The sequence below is a fragment of the Pseudodesulfovibrio mercurii genome (genome assembly GCF_000189295.2).
GTDB lineage: Bacteria > Desulfobacterota > Desulfovibrionia > Desulfovibrionales > Desulfovibrionaceae > Pseudodesulfovibrio > Pseudodesulfovibrio mercurii.
Genome location: NC_016803.1, coordinates 1,911,520 through 1,932,407, shown reverse-complemented (window position 1 = coordinate 1,932,407; position 20,888 = coordinate 1,911,520). Strand labels below are relative to the sequence as shown.

Annotated in this window: 17 protein-coding genes and 1 riboswitch; of the genes, 7 read left to right on the top strand and 10 right to left on the bottom strand. The window is 64.9% G+C overall.

Going from position 1 to position 20,888, the window contains the following annotated elements; genetic code table 11:
• Window positions 1–189: 189 nt before the first annotated feature.
• Together hypB and DND132_RS08770 are read right to left on the bottom strand one after the other, a co-directional pair.
• Entirely contained in the window at window positions 190–849 is a 660-nt protein-coding gene (hypB, locus tag DND132_RS08775) for a hydrogenase nickel incorporation protein HypB (protein WP_014322368.1), read from the bottom strand.
• A 15-nt stretch (window positions 850–864) separates the two neighbouring features.
• The gene (locus DND132_RS08770) at window positions 865–1,212 is read right to left on the bottom strand and encodes a hydrogenase maturation nickel metallochaperone HypA (protein WP_014322367.1); all 348 of its coding nucleotides are present in this window, start codon (window positions 1,210–1,212) and stop codon (window positions 865–867) included.
• A gap of 221 nt (window positions 1,213–1,433) precedes the next feature.
• A riboswitch (FMN riboswitch) is annotated at window positions 1,434–1,582 on the top strand.
• A gap of 122 nt (window positions 1,583–1,704) precedes the next feature.
• Between DND132_RS08770 and ribB the strand changes: the two genes are divergently transcribed.
• Window positions 1,705–2,439 carry a 3,4-dihydroxy-2-butanone-4-phosphate synthase gene (gene ribB / locus DND132_RS08765; protein WP_014322366.1) on the top strand — a complete coding sequence of 245 codons (735 nt, stop codon included), beginning with the start codon at window positions 1,705–1,707 and terminating at the stop codon, window positions 2,437–2,439.
• Between the two features lie 245 nt (window positions 2,440–2,684).
• On the opposite strand, the gene DND132_RS08760 is transcribed toward ribB, so the two are convergent.
• A complete protein-coding gene (locus DND132_RS08760; protein ID WP_014322365.1) occupies window positions 2,685–3,356 on the bottom strand; it encodes a DUF6946 family protein in 672 nt (223 codons plus the stop codon).
• A gap of 162 nt (window positions 3,357–3,518) precedes the next feature.
• Between DND132_RS08760 and ilvD the strand changes: the two genes are divergently transcribed.
• Both ilvD and DND132_RS08750 read left to right on the top strand, forming a co-directional pair.
• Entirely contained in the window at window positions 3,519–5,180 is a 1,662-nt protein-coding gene (gene ilvD, locus DND132_RS08755; protein ID WP_014322364.1) for a dihydroxy-acid dehydratase, read from the top strand.
• 499 nt (window positions 5,181–5,679) lie between these two features.
• Entirely contained in the window at window positions 5,680–7,569 is a 1,890-nt protein-coding gene (locus DND132_RS08750) for a methyl-accepting chemotaxis protein (RefSeq protein WP_014322363.1), read from the top strand.
• A 408-nt stretch (window positions 7,570–7,977) separates the two neighbouring features.
• Here the strand turns inward: DND132_RS08750 and DND132_RS08745 are convergent, their stop codons facing one another.
• The 6 genes from DND132_RS08745 to DND132_RS08720 form a co-directional block, all read right to left on the bottom strand.
• Window positions 7,978–9,168, bottom strand: coding sequence for a pyridoxal phosphate-dependent aminotransferase (locus DND132_RS08745; protein ID WP_014322362.1), 1,191 nt, complete (start codon window positions 9,166–9,168; stop codon window positions 7,978–7,980).
• Between the two features lie 1,896 nt (window positions 9,169–11,064).
• Window positions 11,065–12,072 carry a signal peptide peptidase SppA gene (gene sppA, locus DND132_RS08740; RefSeq protein ID WP_014322361.1) on the bottom strand — a complete coding sequence of 336 codons (1,008 nt, stop codon included), beginning with the start codon at window positions 12,070–12,072 and terminating at the stop codon, window positions 11,065–11,067.
• Between the two features lie 145 nt (window positions 12,073–12,217).
• Window positions 12,218–12,742, bottom strand: a complete 525-nt coding sequence (locus DND132_RS17645) for an EF-hand domain-containing protein (protein WP_014322360.1) — start codon at window positions 12,740–12,742, stop codon at window positions 12,218–12,220.
• Between the two features lie 142 nt (window positions 12,743–12,884).
• Window positions 12,885–13,616 (bottom strand): adenosylcobinamide-GDP ribazoletransferase, encoded by a 732-nt coding sequence (locus DND132_RS08730; protein ID WP_014322359.1) that lies wholly within the window; start codon window positions 13,614–13,616, stop codon window positions 12,885–12,887.
• Between the two features lies 1 nt (window position 13,617).
• Window positions 13,618–14,442, bottom strand: a complete 825-nt coding sequence (locus tag DND132_RS08725; RefSeq protein ID WP_014322358.1) for an SAM hydrolase/SAM-dependent halogenase family protein — start codon at window positions 14,440–14,442, stop codon at window positions 13,618–13,620.
• Window positions 14,443–15,318 carry a YitT family protein gene (locus DND132_RS08720; protein ID WP_014322357.1) on the bottom strand — a complete coding sequence of 292 codons (876 nt, stop codon included), beginning with the start codon at window positions 15,316–15,318 and terminating at the stop codon, window positions 14,443–14,445.
• A gap of 144 nt (window positions 15,319–15,462) precedes the next feature.
• Here DND132_RS08720 and DND132_RS08715 point away from each other — a divergent pair, with 144 nt between their 5' ends.
• Complete coding sequence (locus DND132_RS08715) at window positions 15,463–15,951, top strand: PocR ligand-binding domain-containing protein (protein ID WP_014322356.1); 489 nt, start codon at window positions 15,463–15,465, stop codon at window positions 15,949–15,951.
• 106 nt (window positions 15,952–16,057) lie between these two features.
• Here DND132_RS08715 and cfa read toward each other — a convergent pair whose 3' ends face one another.
• Window positions 16,058–17,212: a cyclopropane fatty acyl phospholipid synthase gene (gene cfa, locus DND132_RS08710; RefSeq protein WP_014322355.1), complete on the bottom strand. Its 1,155-nt coding sequence runs from the start codon at window positions 17,210–17,212 to the stop codon at window positions 16,058–16,060.
• Between the two features lie 321 nt (window positions 17,213–17,533).
• Between cfa and lepA the strand changes: the two genes are divergently transcribed.
• From lepA to DND132_RS08695, 3 genes are all read left to right on the top strand, one after another.
• A complete protein-coding gene (gene lepA / locus DND132_RS08705; protein WP_014322354.1) occupies window positions 17,534–19,339 on the top strand; it encodes a translation elongation factor 4 in 1,806 nt (601 codons plus the stop codon).
• A 24-nt stretch (window positions 19,340–19,363) separates the two neighbouring features.
• Window positions 19,364–19,984, top strand: coding sequence for a signal peptidase I (lepB, locus tag DND132_RS08700; protein ID WP_014322353.1), 621 nt, complete (start codon window positions 19,364–19,366; stop codon window positions 19,982–19,984).
• Window positions 19,985–20,103: 119 nt separating this feature from the next.
• Complete coding sequence (locus tag DND132_RS08695; protein ID WP_014322352.1) at window positions 20,104–20,883, top strand: LytR/AlgR family response regulator transcription factor; 780 nt, start codon at window positions 20,104–20,106, stop codon at window positions 20,881–20,883.
• Window positions 20,884–20,888: the final 5 nt, after the last annotated feature.

Here is a 20,888-nt window from a genome sequence, read left to right as displayed (position 1 = left end):
CCAGCCCTCCGTTAGAGTCTTGCCTCCACAGCTTAATGCAAAACAACAGAAAACCGTCAAAGACGGCTTTCTGTTATTGACTTTTAGCCATTTCAACATGGCGCAATTGTATGTTTTCTCGACTATCAGTCGACCATAGAGTTAGTGTCACTATGGACGGATTGAATTGCGACGGAAAATTTTCTCTGCTTACAGTTTCTCGGCGCGCTTCTCGCGCAGCCAGGCGTACCACTGGTCCATGTTCTCGCCGGTGCGGGCGGAGATGGGCATGACCTGGATGTCCTTGTTCAGCTTCCTGGCGTGGGCCTCGGCCTTTTTCAGGTCGAAATCCACGTAGGGCAGCAGGTCCACCTTGTTCAGGAGCATGACCGCGGAGATGTGGAACATGAACGGGTACTTCTCGGGCTTGTCGTCGCCCTCGGTCACGGACAGCAGGGTGACCTTGTAGTCCTCGCCCACGTTGAACTCGGCCGGGCAGACCAGGTTGCCCACGTTCTCCACGAACAGGATGTCCAGGCCGTCGGTGTCGATGGCCTTGAGGGCGTCCATGACCATGCCGGAATCCAGGTGGCAGCCGCCCTCGGTGTTGATCTGCACGGCCTGGGCCCCGGTGGCGGCCACGCGCTGGGCATCGTTGTCGGTCTGCAGGTCGCCCTCGATGACGGCCATCTTGAATTCATCCTTGAGGTCGGTCAGGGTCCGTTCGAGCAGGGTGGTCTTGCCCGCGCCCGGCGAACTCATCAGGTTCAGGCAGAGGATCTTCTTGACCCGAAATTTGTTCTGGAGCTCTTCGGCCAGACGGTCGTTGGCCTCGAGGACGTTGCGGACTATGGTCACTTCCTTGGACATGGTCACTCCTTGTCGTTATTGCTGGTCGTCCACTTCGATGGAGTCGATGAGCAGTTCCTTTCCTTCCAGCACCGTGTGGCCCAGCAGGGCTTCGCACTTGGGGCAGGGCATGCACCGGGTGTGGTCCGGGCGAAACACCTCGCCGCATTCGCCGCAGGCCACCTTGACCGGCACCTCGATGATTTCGAGTTCGGCCCCGTCGAATTCGCCGCCGGGAATGAGCGCCTCCCAGGCGAATTGCAGGGACTCCGTGACCACCCCGGCCAGCTGGCCGTTCTTGAGGGTCACCTTCTTGAGCTTCTGGCCGTCGTATTTGACCATCTCTTCGCGCAGGATGCCGAGGATGGATTCGACAATCGACATTTCATGCATGGCTGTGAGCACTACACGGAAAAGCGCGGGGGAGCAAGGCGGCCGGGCCGTCTTTTTGAGCCGTCGCCCCGCCCTCGACGCTTTTCCCGTTCCTGGAAACGTCCATGTCTTCGGCCGGTTGCGCCCCGTCCCCCGGCCGGTCCCGGAAAACCCCTATGAAATGTGCCGGTATTGGTTGACTTCCCGGTCAGTTCGGTCTTATGCCTAGGGCAACTTGTTCTCAGGGCGGGGTGGAAGTCCCCACCGGCGGTGATCCGGCTTTGCCGGTGAGCCCGCGAGCGCCCCTCCGGGTGGAGGGGGTCCAGCAGACCCGGTGCGAATCCGGGGCCGACGGTAACAGTCCGGAGTGAAGAGAATGAGGCAGTCCGGCGTCCCCTTGCCAGCGCGACCGCGCGAGCGAGACGGCGTCACGACGGGCGCGCTTGCGTCCGTCCGCCTGTCCAAGCGCCCTGATTCATTCATAATCCTGTAAGGAGATTCATGATGGATCAGCCAATCCTCAAACAGTTCGGTGGCCCGATTTCGCGGGTCGAAAAAGCGCTCAAGGCCCTGCGCAAGGGGCAGGGCGTGCTGGTCACGGACAATGCCGACCGGGAGAACGAAGGCGACCTCATCTTCGCCGCCGAGACCCTGACCGTGCCCCAGATGGCCATGCTCATCCGCGAGTGCAGCGGCATCGTCTGCCTCTGCCTGACCGAGGCGAAGATCAAGTCCCTCGGCCTGCCCATGATGGTCGAAAACAACACCAGCGCCTACAACACGGCCTTCACCATCTCCATCGAGGCGGCCGAGGGCGTGACAACGGGCGTGTCGGCGGCCGACCGTCTGACCACGATCAAGGCGGCCATCGCGCCCGACGCCACCCCGGCGAGCCTGAACAGCCCGGGCCACGTGTTCCCGCTGGCGGCCAGGCCGCGCGGCGTGCTGGAGCGCGGCGGCCACACCGAAGCCACGGTGGACCTGACGCGGTTGGCCGGGCTTGCGCCCTGCGGCGTGCTCTGCGAGCTGACCAACCCGGACGGGACCATGGCCAAGCTGCACGAGATCGTGGCCTTCGCCATCAAGCACCAGATGGCCATGTGCACGGTCCAGGACATCATCGCCTACCGCGAGCACATCGGCGACATCGACGCCGAGATGGTCGTGCCCGAGAACACTTCGGCCGTAACCAAGCCCACGCGCATGTTCCCCAGCGGCACCTTCTCCTCGAGCCGCTAGAATAGATCGCAGACCGACACCCTCAACCTTCTCCTCCTAAGAGAAAAAACGAGGCCCCGGCAGTTTTCGCCTGCCGGGGCTTTTTTCGTTTGCGGAGCGGGAAAAGTCGCGCCGAAGGCGCATATATGGGATGCAAGGGTACGAGCCCTTGCCCGCCGGAGGCGAAATCACCCGATAATCGCCGCGAAGCGGCCTCCAAAACCTGATTTTCTTTTCCAGAGGTAATAAGGTCGAAGCCTCACCCGTCAGCCCGCCACTCCTCTGCCCGTGACCCAGCCCGCATACAACGGGACGTGGGTAAAGGTGGTCACGGGCTGGAGCTGGCCGAGCTTGGCGTTGACGTCGTAGAGGTCCAGGAAGGACGCGTAGTCGTTGAACCACTGATGGGTGGGGCTGAAGGAGTGGACCAGCAGGATGGCGGCCCGGGCGTGGTAGCGCGCGGCCTCCATGAGGGCCGAGCCCGTGCGGTGCAGGAGCTGGTAGCGCACCGTGTCCGGCAGCCTGCCCGGCAGGGCCAGGACGGATTGCAGGTAGGCCAGCCGCCGCTTGCGGCCCGGCGAGGCGTCCTGCCGCCAGCGGCCCAGGGGCTGGCCGAAGGTCTCGGCCGTCTTGCCCTCGACCATGATGACGACCAGCCCGGCCCGGCCGTGCGCCAGGACGAAGAGGTCGTTCTGCGTCGGCCTGCCGCCGCCCGGCAGGTCCACCGTGTACTCGGGGATGGCCAGGGCCATCTCCAGGTCCGCGAACTCCGGGTGGCCGGCGAACAGGTCCGCGATCTCCGGGGGCCACCCCTCGGCCCGCTCCCAGGCATAGGCCAGTTCCTTGGCCGAGTGGCCGTTTTTCCAATGTTTTTCAGGGGCTGCGAGAAATTCGCGCCAGTCTTCTGGGGAGTGGGTGGGCTTGAAAATCCGGTTCATGTGGTGTGCTCCTTGGGAAGATGTCACGGTCCTTCCTTATATAGACGTCTGGGAGCGCCGAAATGAGCGCAAAAAAATTCAGAAAAATGAAAAAAGTTGACAGGCCGCCCTGATCGGTAGTGAACTGACTGCCCGAATTTCCGTAACCCGAGAGGTATTTCGATGCGTAGCAAGAAGATGACTGGTGGATTGGAGAAGGCCCCGCACCGTTCGCTGCTGTATGCGGACGGGCTGACCAGGGAAGAAATGGACAGGCCGCTCATCGGCGTATGCAACGCCCAGAACGAGATCATTCCCGGGCACATTCATCTGGACACCATCGCCGCAGCCGTCAAGGCGGGCATCCGCATGGCGGGCGGCACCCCCATGGAATTTCCTGCCATCGGCGTATGCGACGGCCTGGCCATGAACCACGAGGGCATGAAGATGTCCCTGCCCAGCCGCGAGATCATCGCCGACTCCGTGGAGATCATGGCCACGGCGCATCCCTTCGACGCCCTGGTCTGCATTCCCAACTGCGACAAGATCGTGCCCGGCATGCTCATGGCCATGCTCCGCCTGAACATCCCGGCCGTGATCGTCTCCGGCGGCCCCATGCTGGCCGGACACAAGCGCACCTCGGACCTGATCACCGTGTTCGAGGGCGTGGGCAAGGTCCGCGCGGGCCAGATGACCGAGGAGGAACTGGAGGCGTACACCGCCGGGGCCTGCCCCACCTGCGGCTCCTGCTCGGGCATGTTCACGGCCAACTCCATGAACTGCCTGTCCGAGTCCATCGGCCTGGCCCTGCCCGGCAACGGGACCATCCCGGCGGTCATGTCCGCCCGCATCCGGCTGGCCAAGAAGGCGGGCATGCAGGTCATGGAGATGCTCGAACGGAACATCCGTCCGCGCGACATCGTTACCGAAAAGTCCGTGCACAACGCCGTGACCATGGACATGGCGCTGGGCTGCTCCACCAACACCACCCTGCACCTGCCCGCCCTGTTCGCCGAGGCCGGACTTGATCTTTCACTACAGATGTTCAATGAAATCAGTATGAAAACGCCGAACCTGTGCAAGCTGGCCCCGGCCGGTCCCCACTATATGGAGGAGCTGGAAGAGGCGGGCGGCATCCCCGGCGTCATGTCCGAGCTGGCCAAGCGCGACCTGCTCAACCTGGACGTCATGACCGTCACCGGCAAGACGCTGGGCGAGAACCTGAAGGACCTCAATGCGCACGTCTCCAACCACGAGATCGTCCGGCCCATCGACAACCCCTACTCCGAGGAGGGCGGCATCGCCATCCTGTACGGCAACATCGCCCCCGAGGGATGCTGCGTGAAGCAGTCCGCCGTGGCCCCGGAGATGATGCACAACACCGGCACGGCCAGGGTCTTCAACAGCGAGGAGGAGGGCGTGGCTGCCATCCTGGGCAACGAGATCAAGCCCGGCGACGTGGTCGTCATCCTCTACGAAGGCCCCAAGGGCGGCCCCGGCATGCGCGAGATGCTCACCCCCACCTCGGCCATCTCCGGCATGGGGCTCGGCGGCTCCGTGGCGCTGATCACCGACGGCCGGTTCTCCGGCGGCACGCGCGGCGCGGCCATCGGCCACGTCTCGCCCGAAGCCGCTGCGGGCGGCCCGGTGGGACTGATCCGCGAGGGCGACCGCATCGAGATCGACATCCCGGCCCGCAAGATCACCCTGCTGGTGGATGAGGCCGAACTGGCCGAACGCCGCAAGACCCACAAGCCCGTGGTCAAGGAGATCAAGTCGCCGTTCCTGCGGCGCTACGCCAAGCTGGTCACCTCGGCCTCGCGCGGCGCGGTCTACGAGAAATAACCGGGCCCGCCAGGCCCGCGACAGAGCCGGTTCGGGGTTGCCCGGACCGGCTTTTTTGCGCCCGAAAAACGCCCCGCGCCTTTTTCGAAACCTTCCCGTCCCCCAAAACGAGAAAGGCCTCCTTGCGGAGGCCTGTGACTTTCTCGGTGCAAAAGAAGGAAGATGCCTATCTTATTGCACTGGCCGTGCCAAATCTCGAAAGGAAAGTAATAAAATTTTTTTGTCATATTATTCAAGTATGTTGCACGCACAGTTGCCAGCCACAGAACCCGGTCGTTGGGACGGACATCGGTACAAGAATTTAAACTTTTTCCAGGGAAGGGGGGCGCAGGGCCAAATTTTTCAACCCGCGGGCGCGCCTCCTCGTGGGCCGGTTCATGCCCTCTATAACGCGTCGGCGTGATCTTTATAAATTTGATGGGTTCCTTAAGGAATAATGGCGCAGGCGTGACAAATATGCATATATGATTGATACGGACTATAAACCAAGGGGGATATCATGAAGTTTTCCAATGTCGGGATCGGACAGCGGCTGGTGGCCATGCTGGCCCTGTTCATGCTGGCCCTGGTCGTCTTTTTCCTGATTTCCGTATCCATCGGCACCAAGGACCTGACCCTGTCCATCGTGGACAAGACCCTCAGCCAGAACACGCGCAGCGTCACCGCCACCCTGGACGGCTGGATCGAGGACCGCATGCGCTTCCTCGGCCTGGCCGCCACCTCGGCCGAGGTCATCGAGGCCGCCGCGGACGGCGACTGGCAACAGGCCGAGGCCTGGCTCCAGAGGGCCAAGGCCCAGGACCCCATGCTCGAATCCCTGTTCGTGCACGACGCCAAGGGCATCAGCGTGGTCACCACCAACAAGGACGGCCGGGGTCAGGACTACAGCTCCCGGCCCTATTACAAGGCGATCATGACCGACGGCCAGGACGAGTTCATCTCCGAAGTGAGCCTGTCCCCGGCCACCAACAAGCCGCGCGTCGCCTTTGTCCGCGCGGTCAAGCGCGACGGCCGGACCGTCGGCTACGTGGGCATGTCCGTCCTGGGCGAGGCCTTCTCCGACTACCTCGCGCCCATCAAGGTCGGCGACAACGGCTATTGCTACATGTATGACTCCACCGGCAAGATCCTGGCCCACCCGGACGCCTCGCTCATCTTCAAGGACCTCTCCGACAAGAGCTTCATCCAGGAAGGGCTGCGCCAGAAGAACGGCTTCATCCAGTACGAATGGCAGGGCGCGGTCAAGTACATGGCCTTCGGCCAGGTCAAGCGCACCGGCTGGATCGTGGCCCTGTCCGCCGAGCGGTCCGACTTCCTCCATGAGGCCGAACAGCTCCAATACCGCCTGATCCTGGCGGGCGGCGTGGCCCTGATCGTCATCCTCGCCCTGGTCTTCGTGATCATCCGCAGGCTCGTGTCCAAGCCGCTCGGCATCATCGTCGAGAAGTCGGAGCTGGTCAGCCACGGCGACCTGTCCGTGGACTTCACCGGCCGCTTCAGCGGCGAACTGGCCCGGCTGCGCGATTCGTTCGAGGCCATGGTGGACAGCATCGGCAAGGTCGTCGAAGACATCCAGTCCGGCAGCGAGAACGTGGCCTCCGGGGCCGAGGAACTGTCCGCCACCGCCGAGGCCCTGGCCCAGGGCGCCACCGCCCAGGCCGGAGGCGTGGAACGGCTGTCCAGCGCCATCGAACAGATGAGCTCCAGCATCAACGCCACCGCAGCCAACGCCAAGGAGACCGAGGCTCTGGCCGCACAGGCCGCCAAGGACGCCCAGGAGGGCGGCGAGGCCGTGGCCGAGGCCGTCAACGCCATGAGCGACATCGCCGAAAAGATCTCCATTATCGAGGAGATCGCCCGCCAGACCAACCTCCTGGCCCTCAACGCCGCCATCGAGGCCGCCCGCGCCGGTGAACACGGCAAGGGCTTCGCCGTGGTCGCCGCCGAAGTGCGCAAGCTCGCCGAACGGTCCGGCATCGCCGCCGCCGAAATCAGCGAGCTGTCCGCCTCCAGCATGACCGTGGCCAACCGCGCCGGAAAGATGCTCGAACGGCTCGTCCCGGACATCAAGAAGACCTCGGACCTCATCCAGGAAATCACCGCCTCCACCCAGGAACAGAATTCCGGGGCCCGGGACATCAATACCGCCACCACCGAACTGGACCGCGTCATCCAGCAGAATGCCGCCGCGTCCGAAGAGACCTCCTCCACCTCCGAGGAACTCTCCGGACAGGCCATTCAGCTCCAGCAGACCGTGGCCTACTTCCAGCTGCGCCGGGACGCCAATTACGCCCGGTCCGCCAAGCGCACCGTGGCCACCCGTACCCCCGCCCCGGCCCTGACCGCCTCTTCCGGCGGGTCCGACCAGGACGACTTCGAACACTTCTAACCCCAGCCTCCCCCTCGGGAAAACCAGGCGCGCCCCGGCAACGGGACGCGCCTTTTTCGTGTGGAAAGCGGGAGAGGGGGGAGGTGTTGCGCGGAGGAATCGGCGGGGGGCCGCCCGGCGTGAACCCTTCGTAACGATTGCCCACGCCGCCGGGAGGGACGGGGGACAAGGAATTTGTCACGGCGACGTGTTGGAACGGTGGGTGGAAGAGGGTGCTCTTGCGCGCTATGACCCCGCGTAGCGGCGACAAAAAGTTTAGGAAGGAATGGGGGATGGGGGTTCAGGGGAAGGGGGAAAGGAAAGCCCTTTGCAAAGGGTTTCCTTTCCCCCTTCCCCCGGCCGTCGGAGGCGAAAAAAAAGGCGTGGACGCGCAACACGCGTCCACGCCTTTTTATTGTCGAACGGCTGCTATTTGAATTTGGCCATGGCGGCGGTGAAGCCGGGCTGGGAGCGGGGGATGATCTTGTCCTCCACGGAGAAGGACAGGCGGAAGAAGCCGGGGTAGCCGAAGCCGGAACCGGGCACGGCCAGGACCTTTTCCTCCGTGAGCGCGGCGCAGAACTTGATGTCGTCGCCGCCGGGCGCCTTGGGGAAGAAGTAGAACGCGCCTTTGGGCATGGTGTATTCGTAGCCCGCGTTGTCCAGGACCTGGGCCATGGCCTTGCGGCGGCGGTCGTAGATGGAGATGTCCACGCCGGAGCCGAGCGCCTTGGCCATGAGCTTCTGGGCCAGGGCCGGGGCGTTGACGAAGCCGAGGATGCGGTTGGCCAGGGTCACGCCGCCGACCACGGTGGCCATGTCCTCCATGGCCGGGTTGACCAGGGCATAGCCGATGCGCTCACCGGCCATGGACAGGTTCTTGGAGAAGGACGAGCAGACCACGGTGTACTTGTAGATGGGCAGCAGGCTCGGCACGACCGCGCCGTCAAAGGCCAGGAACCGGTAGGGTTCGTCGGCCAGGATGTAGATGGGCCGCTCCCGTTTGGCGTTGTGTTTCTCCAGGATGGCGGCCAGCGCCTCCAGGGAGGGTTTGTCGTAGACCGCGCCCGACGGGTTGTTGGGCGAGTTGAGCATGACCACGCGGGTCTTGTCGGTGATGGCCTTGTCCATGGCCTCCAGGTCGAGCTGGAAGGTCAGGGGCTTGGCCGGGACCGGGGTGAGTTTCGCGCCGTGGTTCTCGCAGTAGAAGGCGTACTCCACGAAGAACGGGGCCGGGGTCATGACCTCGTCGCCGGGTTCGAGCACGGCCCGGAAGAACGAGTTGAGCGCCCCGGCCGCGCCGCAGGTGATGACCAGGGCCTCGGGCGGCACGTCCACGCCCTGTTCCCTGGAGACCGCGTCGGCCAGTTTGGCGCGCACGTCGGGGTAGCCGAAGTTGGGCATGTAGCCCATGAAGAACGGCTTGTCCGCCTCCTCGGCAAGCTCCAGGAGTCCGGCCTTGATGGCGGGCGGCGGCGGCAGGTCCGGGTTGCCGAGGCTGAAGTCGCAGACCGCGTCCTCGCCGTACTTTTTCTTCAGGGCGATGCCCTCTTCGAACATCTTGCGGATCCAGGAGGACCGCTCCATGTACCCCGCTATCTGGCTGGAAATGACTTGCATGGGAAACTCCTTGGAATTCGGGTGAAGCCATGACCCTACGACAACGTCCCGCCACTTGCAACACGAGATGGAGGGGGAATCGCTTGGCGGCGGGCCTGGGGGGGGGCGGGAGAATGGCCGCGCGTTCGCGACCGGGCTTTGGGTTGTCATCCCTACATTGTATTTCGCCTTTACGGCGACTTCCTTTTTTGCTGGCGCAGAAAAAAGGAAGCAAAAACTGCGCTGCGGTGCTGCCGCGCGCCGACGGACCCAAGAGCCCGTAGGCGGCTTTCGCTGGTTGGGAGCGAATGCCTGCCGCGCAGACGCGCTCAAACCCGCGCTTTCGCCGCCGAACACGGGCTCTAGGGTCCGCCGCCGATTACCGCTCTTCGGGTGCGAGGAGTGGGCCGGGGGGGATGGCCGGTTACGAAGAGGTCTGAGGTCGAGAAGTTGTCCGCGCTGGCGCGAGCGGGGTTGTGGCGGATCGCCTGCGGCAGGCTTGGGAGGGAGAGACTCCTTGGATTTGTCCGCGCATCCGCGTCGGGGCTTTGGGTTGTTTTCGTTACATCGTGTTTCGCCTTTACGGCGACTTCCTTTTTTGCCGGCGCAGAAAAAAGGAAGCAAAAACTGCGCTGCGGTGCTGCCGCCCGCCGACGGACCCAAGAGCCCGTAAGCGGCTTTCGCTGGTTGTGAGCGAATGTCTGCTGCGCAGACGCGCTCAAACCTGCGCTTTCGCCGCCGGACACGGGCTCTAGGGTCCGCCGCCGACTACCGCTCTTCGGGTGTGGGGAGTGGGCCGGGGCGGATGGCCGGGTACGAAGAGGTCTGAGGTCGAAAAGTTGTCCGCGCTGGCGCGGCGGGGTTGTTGTAGCTCGCCTTGCAGCGGGCCTGGGAGGGAGAAACTCCTTGGATTTGTCCGCGCATCCGCGTCGGGGCTTTGGGTTGTTTTCGTTACATCGTATTTCGCCTTTACGGCGACTTCCTTTTTTGCTGGCGCAGAAAAAAGGAAGCAAAAATTGCGCTGCGGTGCTGCCGCGCGTCGACGAACCCAAGAGCCCGTAGGCGGCTTTCGCTGGTTGTGAGCGAATGTCTGCCGCGCAGACGCGCTCAAACCCGCGCTTTCGCCGCCGGACACGGGCTCTAGGGTCCGCCGTCGATTACCGGTCTTCGGCTGGAAGGAGTGGGCCGGTACGGATGGCCGGGTACGAAGAGGCGGGGTGAGAAAAATTGGGCCGCGCTAGCGACAGGGGTGTGGCGGAGCGCCTTGGCGGCAGCACACTGAGACTCAGATGAAGCGCGTCGCGGGAGAAGTAGGAAAGCTCACCGCATCCCATCCCCCTTTCAGGGCTCTTCCAACGCAAACTTCCGCCCTCGGCCCGCATCTCCGACCCCACACTCCCCCAACTCGCGCCCACTGGAGCGATTCGGGTGCCCCCGGCACTCGACAGCGGCTCTCGGCCCCGCCAAAACGCACGCCCTCCCGCGTCCCACCGCACCTCAATCTCCCAACCAGCCCTGGAGGGGGCGCGTAGAAGCCGACCGCGAAGGGGTGGCGGCTCTTGTCCCACCGAAGTTCGGTCTCACCCAAAAGGGGCCATCCCGCTCCGGGAGACGCTCTATACTTTTGATCAGATGGAGCCGCCCCGAGCGGATCGGATTCTTGCGACCCCTCCCCGGGCGGCCGCTCCCCCCGCAAGGCCCTTTTTTTCGTCTATTTTTTTGGGCCAGCAAAAAAATGGACCCCGCCGGGAGGGCATGGAAGCTGTGGCGGTGCAACCGCCTCACTGGCTCTCGGAGGGAGGAGCGCAGCTCCCTCCCGGCTCTCGCGCCGCAGGCGCGCTCTTCAAGCAGTGCCGCAGGCGCGCTCTCTGGCAGCGCCGCAGGCGCACTCATCAGGTCGCGGCGAGGCCGAATCGCCTACCTCGTAACCCCGCCCTCCCAGACGTAGCAGAACCCCGCCCTGGGCGGCAGCACAAACCCCGCATCCACCCCCAGCAGACTCGGCTTGTACGGCTCCGCCGAGTCCAAGGTGTTGTAAGGGTTGTCGTCGGGATACATGTCCCGCCGATAGGTGACTACCTTGCACTCCGGGTCGAGCCCGGCCAGGTCGCGCGCCTTGGCGAACGCGTCCTGGACGTAGCCGATCTGGTCGATGAGCCCGATGGAAAGGGCCTGGCTCGCGGTGAACACGCGGGCGGTCTTGACCGTTTCGAGGTGCGCCGGGGTCAGGTGGCGGTGCTCCTGGACCAGGGCGTAGAACCGGGCGGCCATGTCGTCGATGATGCCCTGGAACAGGGCCTCCTCCTCGGGGGTGGTGGGCCGGAAGGGCGAGCCCATGTCCTTGTCGCGGCCGGACTTGGAGACCTCCACGTCCACGCCGACCTTGTCCATGAGCCCGTTCAGCTTGGGCCGCATGAAGACCACGCCCACGGACCCGGTGATGGTCGTGGGGTGGGCCACGATCCAGTCGGCGGGCAGGGCCGCGTAGTATCCGCCCGAGGCGGCCACGTCGAACATGGCCGCGACCACGGGCTTGCCGGTGCGCTGCTTGAAGGCGGTCAGCTCGTGGTAGAGCACGTCCGAGGCGGTGGTGGTCCCGCCGGGCGAGTCGATGGCCACGACCACGGCCCCGACCTGGTCGTCCGCCTCGGCCAGCTTGAGGTTGTTGACCAGCTCCTGGACCGCGCTGGGCTGGGAGCGGAGCATGCCCTGGGCGGGCTCGGTGGACAGGAAGCCGCGCAGGTGAATGAGGGCGATCTTGCCCGGTCCCTCGCCGTCCACCACGTATTCCTTGAGGGGCTCGGTGGCCTGGGAGGCGAATATCTTGATCTTGGGCGCGCAGCCGGGCAGCACGAGGAGCAGGGCCAGGAACAGGGCGGCCAGGGGCAAGCGTCGGGTGGTCGGGGACGAAAGGCGGGTCGGCATGGAATCCTCCGGGATGTCAGTTTACGATGGCATCCTATCGGGGAGGGGGATTCTTGCCAAGGAGAGATCGGCCCCGGCACGCATCTCTCTCCTCCCTGAGGGAGATGGTGTCGGGCGGGCCGTGCAGGCGGTCCGTAGCCGTTTGCTAGGCCTCCATCTGGGCCTGGTAGGCCTCGCTGGCCAGCCGCTGGATCAGGGCCGAGGACCCGCCGTCCATGTTCTGGAACAGGGCCTGCACGCTGGTGTCGCCCTGGTTCAGGGCCTGCATCAACTCGTCCAGGGTGACCACGCCGTCCTCGTTGAGGTCGTACTGGTCGTACTCCTCGTCCGAGGACTCGTCGCTGGAGCCGGAGCCGGAGGACGACTGCGAACCGGCGGAACCGCCCATGGCCATGCCCGCCATGCCGGTCGGCGCTTCGGACATGTGTTCCTGGGCGTCGGCGCTCAGTTCGTCGGCCGAGATCAGCCCGTCGCCGTCGGCGTCGATCTCGTTGAACCGGTCCTCGTCCAGGGGCGTTTCGGCCAGGCTGAGGAAGCCGTCGCCGTCCTGATCGTCCTTCTCCACGATGGACGCGGCCATTTCATCCGGGTCCGGCTCCTTGCGCCGCACCTGCATCATCTCCGCCAGCCCGAAGGAAGAGCTGGAACCGCTCACTGCCGAGATGCTCATGCTGTACTCCTTTGGTTGAAGGTTGAGGGTGGCAAGAATTGCCCATGGCAACTCAACCGTGGGAAACAGCAAGGCGCGGGCCGGAATCGGCCTTCGATATATTAAGAATTATAAAGATGCGTCCGACGGGCGCGGGGACGGGTCACATGACCAGGGCGAAGCCGAGTCCTGCGGCCAGTTCGCCGAGGATCACGGCGCAGCCCAGGAAGTCGCCGTTGGCCCCGCCGACCCGCTCGGCCAGGCGGTACAGGCCCAGCAGCAGCAGGGTGGCGATGACCGTGGACGCCAGGGTGGCGGCGAATCCGGCCATGAGCCACCCGGCCGCGAAGGTGAACAGGGTGGCGATGAGGGCCACGCCCAGGGTGGCCCCGTCGATGTACAGCTTGCCCAGCCCGGGGCGGACCAGATGGCGCACGTGGTAGGCCAGCCAGACCGCGGCGGCCCGGCCCAGGACAAAGGCCCAGGCCGCGGCCCAGTACTGGCCCCTGGCGAGCATGGCGTGGAACAGGATGACCTGCCCGGCCAGGGCCATGACCAGGCCCATGGCCCCGAAGGCCCCGGTGCGGCTGTCCTTGACCACCTCCCAGAACCGGGCGGGATCGGCATGGGTGGTCACCGCGTCGCAGACGTCGGCCAGGCCGTCCATGTGCAGGCCGCGCGTCAGGTAGATGGAGGCCGCGACCAGGAGCCAGGCCTGAATCCAGGGGGAGTCGGCGAACAGGCCCAGGCGCAGGGGCAGGGCGATGACCAGGCCGAGGACCAGTCCGGCCACGGGCATCCAGCGGATGCACCGGTTCATGGCCGTGTCCGGGATGACCCGGGCCGGGGCCAGCCGGGTCAGGAAGCCGAGGGTATCGAAAAAGTCGCGCGGCATGTCACGCCTCCCAGGCCAGTTCCACGGGGTCGCCCATGGACAGGCCGAATCGTTTCGCGGCGGACCGCTGGTTCACGGCCAGTTCCAGGAAGCCCTGGCTGCCTTCGAGCAGGCCGGGCTCGCCCTCGGGCATGTCCGCGTACTTGACCGCATAGGCCAGGGGCCCGCCCGACGGGGATTCCATGCGCAGACCCGCCGGGGTGCCCAGGCTGCCCGCCTCCAGGTTGAGCACGCAGTTGCCGAAGCGGTCGATGTGGACCACGTGGCCCAGGGCGCGGCCCGCCTCGATCACGGGGTGGGACCAGGTCTGGGTGACCAGGTCGGCGGGGTCCAGCTCCGCGCCCACGCCCTCGGGCCTGCCGCCCAGGGCGAGCCAGGCGGCCAGGGGCGCGAACACGTCGCGGCCGTGGAAGGTGTGCGAGACCTTTCTGGGCGCGTCCATGGCCTTGGTCAGGTCATAGGCCCGGACCTCGGACCAGGTGCGGTTCAGGGCCAGGGTGAGCAGGCCGTTGTCCGGGGCCAGGAGCAGCCGGTTGCCGATCTCCAGGCAGGCGATGCGCCGGTCCGTGCCCACGCCGGGATCGACCACGGCCAGGATGATGGCGTCCTTGGGGAAATGCTCGTAGCTGGCGGCCAGGAAGAACCCGGCCTGGGCCACGTTGAACGGGGCCACGCCGTGGGATATGTCCACCACCGGACAGCCGGGGGCCTTGCGCGCCAGGACCGCCTTGACCTGGCCCACGTAGGGGTCGGTCAGGCCGAAGTCGGTGATCAGTCCGATGGTCCGGGGCGGCCGGGTCTCCTTTTTCTCGGACGAGAAGATCATCTAGTACACCTTCCTCGACGAGAAGCCCTGGCCCTGGACGTGGAAGCGCGAGCCCATGATGAAGAAGGCGTCCGGGTCGATGGTGTAGACCAGCTCCTCAAGCTCCTTGAGCTGCATGGACGAGATCATGGTCATGATCACCTTGCGCGGCTCGCCGGTGTAGCCGCCCGTGCCCTCCAGGATGGTCACGCCCCGGTCCAGGTCGGTCAGGATGGCCGCGTTGATGGCGGCGTGGTGGTCCGAGACGATCAGGACCATCTTGCGCTCGGAGAACAGGCCGAGCACGTATTCGATGCCGAAGGCGATGACGAAGGTCATGGCGATGGAGTAGAAGACGATGTTCATGTCCAGGTAGACGAAGCCGCCGATGAAGCCGAGCATGTTGAACCAGAACTCGAAGGAGCCCATGGACATGTTGAACTTTTCCTTGCAGATCACGGCCAGGATGTCGGACCCGCCGGTGGAACCGAGCGAGCGCAGGGCGATGCCCACGCCCGCGCCCATGATCCCGCCGCCGGTGATGACCGCGAGCCAGATGTCCTGCATGTGCAGGGCGTAGGGGATGGCGTCTATGAACACGGACGAGGCGACCATGCCGTACAGGGAATAGAAGAAGAACCGCTTGCTGACGAAGACCCAGCCGAGGACGAACACGGGCAGGTTCAGGGCGAAGTACCACTGGCCCGTGGTCAGCCCGCCGAAGGCGTAGTAGCACAGCAGCGAGATGCCGGAGATGCCGCCCGTGAGCAGGCCATGGGGCACGGCCACGGCCTTGACCGAGAAGGCGATGAGAAAGGAGCCCAGGGTGAGCAGGGCGATATTCCACGGCACCCCGAAGGTCATGCCGCGCAGTTTGTCCTTGAACGTGTTGGTCATGGTCGTTCTCCGCCCCATGTTCTAGCGGGTTTTGGCCGGACTGGAAACCAAAATCCGAGGCGCATGCGTCCCTTGCGAAGCCCGGCGATTCCCGGTAAACGAGGTAGGATTTTACGCCAGAACAACGTTAACGGGAAGTTTCGCATGACGCTCAAGGATCTCGTACCGGAAGAGGAACTGGTCAGGCTGCAGCAGGACCTGCACGACCGCTTCGGCCTGAACGCGGACATCATGGACGGGGAGGGCCACCGGCTCTTCGGCTCCACCTGGGGCAACGATTTGTGCCGGGCGATCCGCGACGACGACAAGGGCTTTTCGGCCATCTGCGCCACGGCCGGGCAGATGTTCACCCAGCTGCTCAAGGAGGGCGAGCCGTTCGTGGAATACTGCGACGCGGGCATGGTCAGGGTCGGCGTGCCCGTGGTGGTCGACGGCGAGGTCATCGGCGGCGTGGGCGGCTGCGGCCTGGTCCCGGCCGACGAGGAGGTGGACGAGTTCGCCATCGGCATGATGAGCGGTCTTTCCGAGGACGCCATCGCCGCCAAGGCCCAGACCGTCAAGCCCGCCGACGAGGCCCGCCTGGCCGAGATCCAGGCCTTCATCGCCGAGCGCCTGAAGCAATACCTGCCCTAGCTCCGCCCGCCGGACGTCATTTCTCAAGCCGCCTCCGGGCGGCTTTTTTGCGGGCGGGGAGCCGGGCCGACTGGTCCACCGCCTCGTCCTGCCGGGTGAAGCGGTCCTACCCGAACCGGCACTCCGGCTGCTTTCGGCCGATGGGCGTGAACAGGAATTGCCAGAGCTGGATGTCCCGCGCCCGGAAGGCCCCGGCGCAGGATTGGAGGTAGTATTCCCACATGCGCTTGAAGCGGTCGCCGTAGGCGCCGCGCAGGCTGGGCCAGGCGCGGCGGAAGTTGCGCAGCCAGCTCATCAGGGTGCGGTCGTAGTAGGGGCCGAAGTTGTGCAGGTCCTCCATGACGAAGTGTTTCTCCGTGGCCTTGGCGACCTCGGCGATGGACGGCAGGCAGCCGTTGGGGAAGATGTAGGTGGCGATCCACGGGTCCAAACCCGGTCCGCTGGTGTTGCTGCCGATGGTGTGCAGCAGGAACAGGCCGTCGGGCTTGAGGCAGCGGGCCACGGTGCGCATGAAGGTGGCGTAGTTCTTGGGGCCCACGTGCTCGAACATGCCCACCGAGACGATCTTGTCGAAGGACTCGTTCAGCCGCCGGTAGTCCTGCTCGCGTATCTCCACGGGCAGCCCGGCGCAGAACTCGCGCCCGAAGGCGATCTGCCGTTTCGAGATGTTCACGCCCACCACGGAGCAGCCGCGCTCCTCGGCCATGAACCGGGCCAGGCCGCCCCAGCCGCAGCCGATGTCCAGGACCCGGTCCCCCGGCTGCAGGTCCAGCTTGTCGCAGATGAGGCGCATCTTGGCCTCCTGGGCCGTTTCCAGGTCACGGGCCACGGCCTCGTCCGACTGGTTGTCCGGGCTGCCGTCCATGCCCTTGTAGTAGGCGCAGCTGTATTGCAGGTGGGGGTCCAGGAAGGCCTGGAACAGGTCGTTGCCCAGGTCGTAGTGACGCCTGGCCACCACCCTGGCGCGGGACAGGCTCTGCAGGTTGCAGACCAGGGCGGGCAGGGCCTTAACCACCAGCCGCCAGGAGTCGCGCACCCGGTTCTCCGCGCCCGTCCTGAGCACGCGGCAGATGAACTCGTCCACGCGGTCGCAGTTCCACCAGCCGCGCATGTACCCCTCGCCCAGCCCCAGGTTCTTCCTGAGCAGGATATCGTGAAAAAGGCGCTCGTCCGAGACCCTGATGTCCCAGGGATGATCGCCGTCCACCGCCACGCCGGCCTCGGTCAGCAGGTCGGCCAATACCGCTTTGCTCGCAGACATGTCCAAGACTCCTTACGCATGCGCCCGGCGCGACCTCCGGCCGGGCGTGGATTTTACGTTTGGGGCAAACGTATCACTTCAATGCCATTGCAACAAGGGGGGCGCAGAAAATAGACGATTGCTCGGCAAAGCCGCCGGAAAAACGGTTTGTTTTCGGCCGGAACCCGAATTCGGACCAGCCCGGACCCGATTTTTCGTCTTCGAACGTGGCCCATATATATTGGACAGGCGGGTGCAAATGCCTTACAAGACCATTCCGACGCCCGGAGGACTGGGGTCTTATCCCCTGCCCGGCGGAAATTCCCATTACCAATGGAAATCATGAGCAAGATCGATAAAATACGCAATTTCAGCATCATCGCCCACATCGACCACGGCAAGTCCACCCTGGCGGACCGCATTCTCGAGATCACCGGCATGGTCGGCGACCGCGAGAAAAAGGACCAGTACCTGGACAAGATGGAGCTGGAGCGCGAGCGCGGCATCACCATCAAGGCGCAGACCGTGCGCATCCCGTACACCGACCACGACGGGACCAAGTACATCCTCAACCTCATCGACACGCCCGGCCACGTGGACTTCTCCTACGAGGTCTCGCGTTCCCTGGCGGCCTGCGAGGGCGCGCTCCTGGTGGTGGACGCCACCCAGGGCGTGGAGGCCCAGACCCTGGCCAACGTGTACCTGGCCCTGGATCACGACCTCGAGGTCATCCCGGTGCTGAACAAGATCGACCTGCCCAGCGCCGACCCCGAGCGCATCGCCCGCGAGATCGAGGAGGTCATCGGCCTGGACTGCTCCCACCCGATCATGGTCTCGGCCAAGACCGGCAAAAACGTGGGCGAGGTCCTGGACGCGGTGGTCAACCTGCTGCCGCCGCCCAAGGGCGATCCGGACGCGCCGCTCAAGGCCCTGATCTTCGACTCCTGGTACGACTCCTACCAGGGCGTGGTGGTCCTCTTCCGGATCATCGACGGCACCCTGAAGAAGGGCGAGCGCATCATGATCTTCTCGAGCGGCAAGAAGTTCGAGGTCACCCGGCTGGGCGCGTTCATGCCCGAGGCCAAGGACATTAAGGAGATGGGGCCGGGCGAGGTCGGCTTCCTGTGCGCCTCCATGAAGGAGCTCGGCGACGCCCCGGTGGGCGACACCATCACCCTGGCCGACAACCCGGTGGACAGGCCGTATCCCGGCTTCAAGCCGGTCAAGCCCATGGTCTTCTCCGGCCTTTACCCGGTGGAGCCGAGCGAGTACGAGACCCTCAAGCTGGCCCTGGAAAAGCTCCAGCTCAACGACGCGGCCTTCACCTACGAGCCCGAGACCTCCCAGGCCTTGGGCTTCGGCTTCCGCTGCGGTTTCCTGGGGCTTTTGCACATCGAGATCATCCAGGAGCGGCTCGAGCGCGAGTTCGAGGCGCGGTTGATCACCACGGCCCCGTCGGTCATCTACGAGGTCCTGACCGTGACCGGCGAGGAGCTGACCATCGACAACCCGTCCAAGCTGCCCGACCCGACCCGCATCAAGGCCATCCGCGAGCCCTACGTGCGCCTGGAGGTGCACGTGCCCAACGAGTTCGTGGGCGCGGTCCTGGCCCTGTGCGAGGAAAAGCGGGGCATCCAGAAGAACATCGCCTACCTGACCTCGACCCGCGTGGTCATCACCTACGAGATGCCCTTCGCCGAGGTCATGTACGACTTCTTCGACAAGCTCAAGTCCTCCACCAAGGGCTATGCCTCCCTGGACTACGAGGTCATCGACTATCGCGAGGCCGACCTGGTCCGGCTGGACATCCTGATCAACGGCGACCCCGTGGACGCCTTCTCCTGCATCGTGCACCGTGAGAACTCCGCCCGCATCGGCCGCTCGCTCGCGCTCAAGCTCAAGCGCAGCATTCCGCGCCAGATGTTCGAGGTGGTCATCCAGGCCGCCATCGGCAACAAGATCGTTGCCAAGGAACGCAACGCTCCCTTCCGCAAGGACGTCACCGCCAAGTGCTACGGCGGCGACATCACCCGGAAGCGCAAGTTGTTGGAAAAGCAGAAGGAGGGAAAGAAACGCATGCGCCGCATGGGCAACGTGGAAATCCCCCAGGAAGCGTTCCTGTCCGTACTGAAAGCCGACGAGGACTAGTCGGCCCTCCCAACAAGGAATCCCATGACTCAAAGTTCGCTCAAATCGTTTCGTGACACCCTTGAGGCCATTGTCGTGGCCCTGCTGCTGGCCTTCATCATCCGCGCCTTCATCGTCCAGGCCTTCAAGATCCCGTCCGGGTCCATGCTCGACACCCTCCAGATCGGCGACCACCTGCTGGTCTCCAAGTTCGCCTACGACGTGCGCCTGCCCTCGGACATCTGGCTGGACACCACGGACGGCAAGGTGCTGATGAAGACCGGCGACCCGCAGCGCGGGGACATCGTGGTCTTCCTCTTCCCGGAGGACGAGTCCAAGGACTTCATCAAGCGCGTCATCGGCCTGCCGGGCGAGACCCTGGAGGTGCGCAACAAGGTGGTCTACATCAACGGCCAGCCGCTCGACGAGCCCTACGTGCTGCACACCAAGGCGGACACCCTGCCCGTGCGCGACAACTTCGGCCCGGTGGTCGTCCCCGAAGGCACGTACTTCGTCATGGGCGACAACCGCGAGGGCTCCTACGACTCCCGCTGGTGGGGCCCGGTCAAGCGCCAGAAGATCGTGGGCAAGGCCCTGGTCATCTACTGGTCCTGGGGCTCCCTGACCGACATCCGCTTCAACCGCATCGGCACCATGCTGAACTAGCCGACGGCGACCGACGGAAGGAAAAAAGCCGCTCTTCGGAGCGGCTTTTTCGTGCGGACTTGCCAACCCGGCCCGCATGCCTTACTTCGTCCTTGCGTGCCCCCGACGCGGGAAGGGATATGAACAACGCCATACGGACCATATTGGTGGACGACGAGCCGCCGGCACAGGACGAGCTGAACTACCTGCTCTCGGCCCACGACGACATCGACGTGATCGGCGTGGCGGGCAATGCCGCGGACGCGGTCAAGGCCATCGCGGCCAAACGGCCGGACCTGGTCTTCCTGGACATCCAGATGCCGGGCCGCGACGGGTTCTCCGTGCTACAGGACGTCATGGCCATGGAGCACCAGCCCCTGGTCGTCTTCGTCACCGCCTTCAACGAGTACGCCATCCGCGCCTTCGACGAGAACGCGGTGGACTACCTGCTCAAGCCCGTGGACCCCAAGCGGCTGGCCGACAGCCTGGAGCGGGTGCGCGGACGGCTCGCGGCCAGCGAGACCAGGGATTCGAGCGAGGTCCTGCGCAGGCTCCTGGCGGGCGTGGGCATCAAGCCGGGGCTGACGCGCATCAGCGTGGAGCACGCGGGCCGCAACATCCTCCTCTCCCCCCAGGAGATCGTCTATTTCAACTACGAGGACCGCCGGGTCCATGCCGCGACCCGCAACGCGGTCTATCCCTGCGCCTGCGACCTGACCCTGGACCGCCTTGAGGAGCGCCTGGCCGGGTTTCCCTTTTTCCGGGCCAACCGCTCCCAGTTGGTCAACCTGGCGTTGGTTCGGACCTACGCCCCGTGGTTCAACGGCAAGTACGTGCTGACCATGCGCGACGAGGCCGAGACCGAGATCACGGTCAGCAAGGCCCGGGTGCGGCCCTTCAAGGACGCCATGGAGCTGTAGGAGAG

Bases quoted from the DNA above. Each gene is read 5' to 3' on its own strand.
- hypB (WP_014322368.1), bottom strand. From the start codon at position 849: ATGTCCAAGGAAGTGACCATAGTCCGCAACGTCCTCGAGGCCAACGAC.
- DND132_RS08770 (WP_014322367.1), bottom strand. From the start codon at position 1,212: ATGTCGATTGTCGAATCCATCCTCGGCATCCTGCGCGAAGAGATGGTC.
- ribB (WP_014322366.1), top strand. From the start codon at position 1,705: ATGGATCAGCCAATCCTCAAACAGTTCGGTGGCCCGATTTCGCGGGTC.
- DND132_RS08760 (WP_014322365.1), bottom strand. From the start codon at position 3,356: ATGAACCGGATTTTCAAGCCCACCCACTCCCCAGAAGACTGGCGCGAA.
- ilvD (WP_014322364.1), top strand. From the start codon at position 3,519: ATGCGTAGCAAGAAGATGACTGGTGGATTGGAGAAGGCCCCGCACCGT.
- DND132_RS08750 (WP_014322363.1), top strand. From the start codon at position 5,680: ATGAAGTTTTCCAATGTCGGGATCGGACAGCGGCTGGTGGCCATGCTG.
- DND132_RS08745 (WP_014322362.1), bottom strand. From the start codon at position 9,168: ATGCAAGTCATTTCCAGCCAGATAGCGGGGTACATGGAGCGGTCCTCC.
- sppA (WP_014322361.1), bottom strand. From the start codon at position 12,072: ATGCCGACCCGCCTTTCGTCCCCGACCACCCGACGCTTGCCCCTGGCC.
- DND132_RS17645 (WP_014322360.1), bottom strand. From the start codon at position 12,742: ATGAGCATCTCGGCAGTGAGCGGTTCCAGCTCTTCCTTCGGGCTGGCG.
- DND132_RS08730 (WP_014322359.1), bottom strand. From the start codon at position 13,616: ATGCCGCGCGACTTTTTCGATACCCTCGGCTTCCTGACCCGGCTGGCC.
- DND132_RS08725 (WP_014322358.1), bottom strand. From the start codon at position 14,442: ATGATCTTCTCGTCCGAGAAAAAGGAGACCCGGCCGCCCCGGACCATC.
- DND132_RS08720 (WP_014322357.1), bottom strand. From the start codon at position 15,318: ATGACCAACACGTTCAAGGACAAACTGCGCGGCATGACCTTCGGGGTG.
- DND132_RS08715 (WP_014322356.1), top strand. From the start codon at position 15,463: ATGACGCTCAAGGATCTCGTACCGGAAGAGGAACTGGTCAGGCTGCAG.
- cfa (WP_014322355.1), bottom strand. From the start codon at position 17,212: ATGTCTGCGAGCAAAGCGGTATTGGCCGACCTGCTGACCGAGGCCGGC.
- lepA (WP_014322354.1), top strand. From the start codon at position 17,534: ATGAGCAAGATCGATAAAATACGCAATTTCAGCATCATCGCCCACATC.
- lepB (WP_014322353.1), top strand. From the start codon at position 19,364: ATGACTCAAAGTTCGCTCAAATCGTTTCGTGACACCCTTGAGGCCATT.
- DND132_RS08695 (WP_014322352.1), top strand. From the start codon at position 20,104: ATGAACAACGCCATACGGACCATATTGGTGGACGACGAGCCGCCGGCA.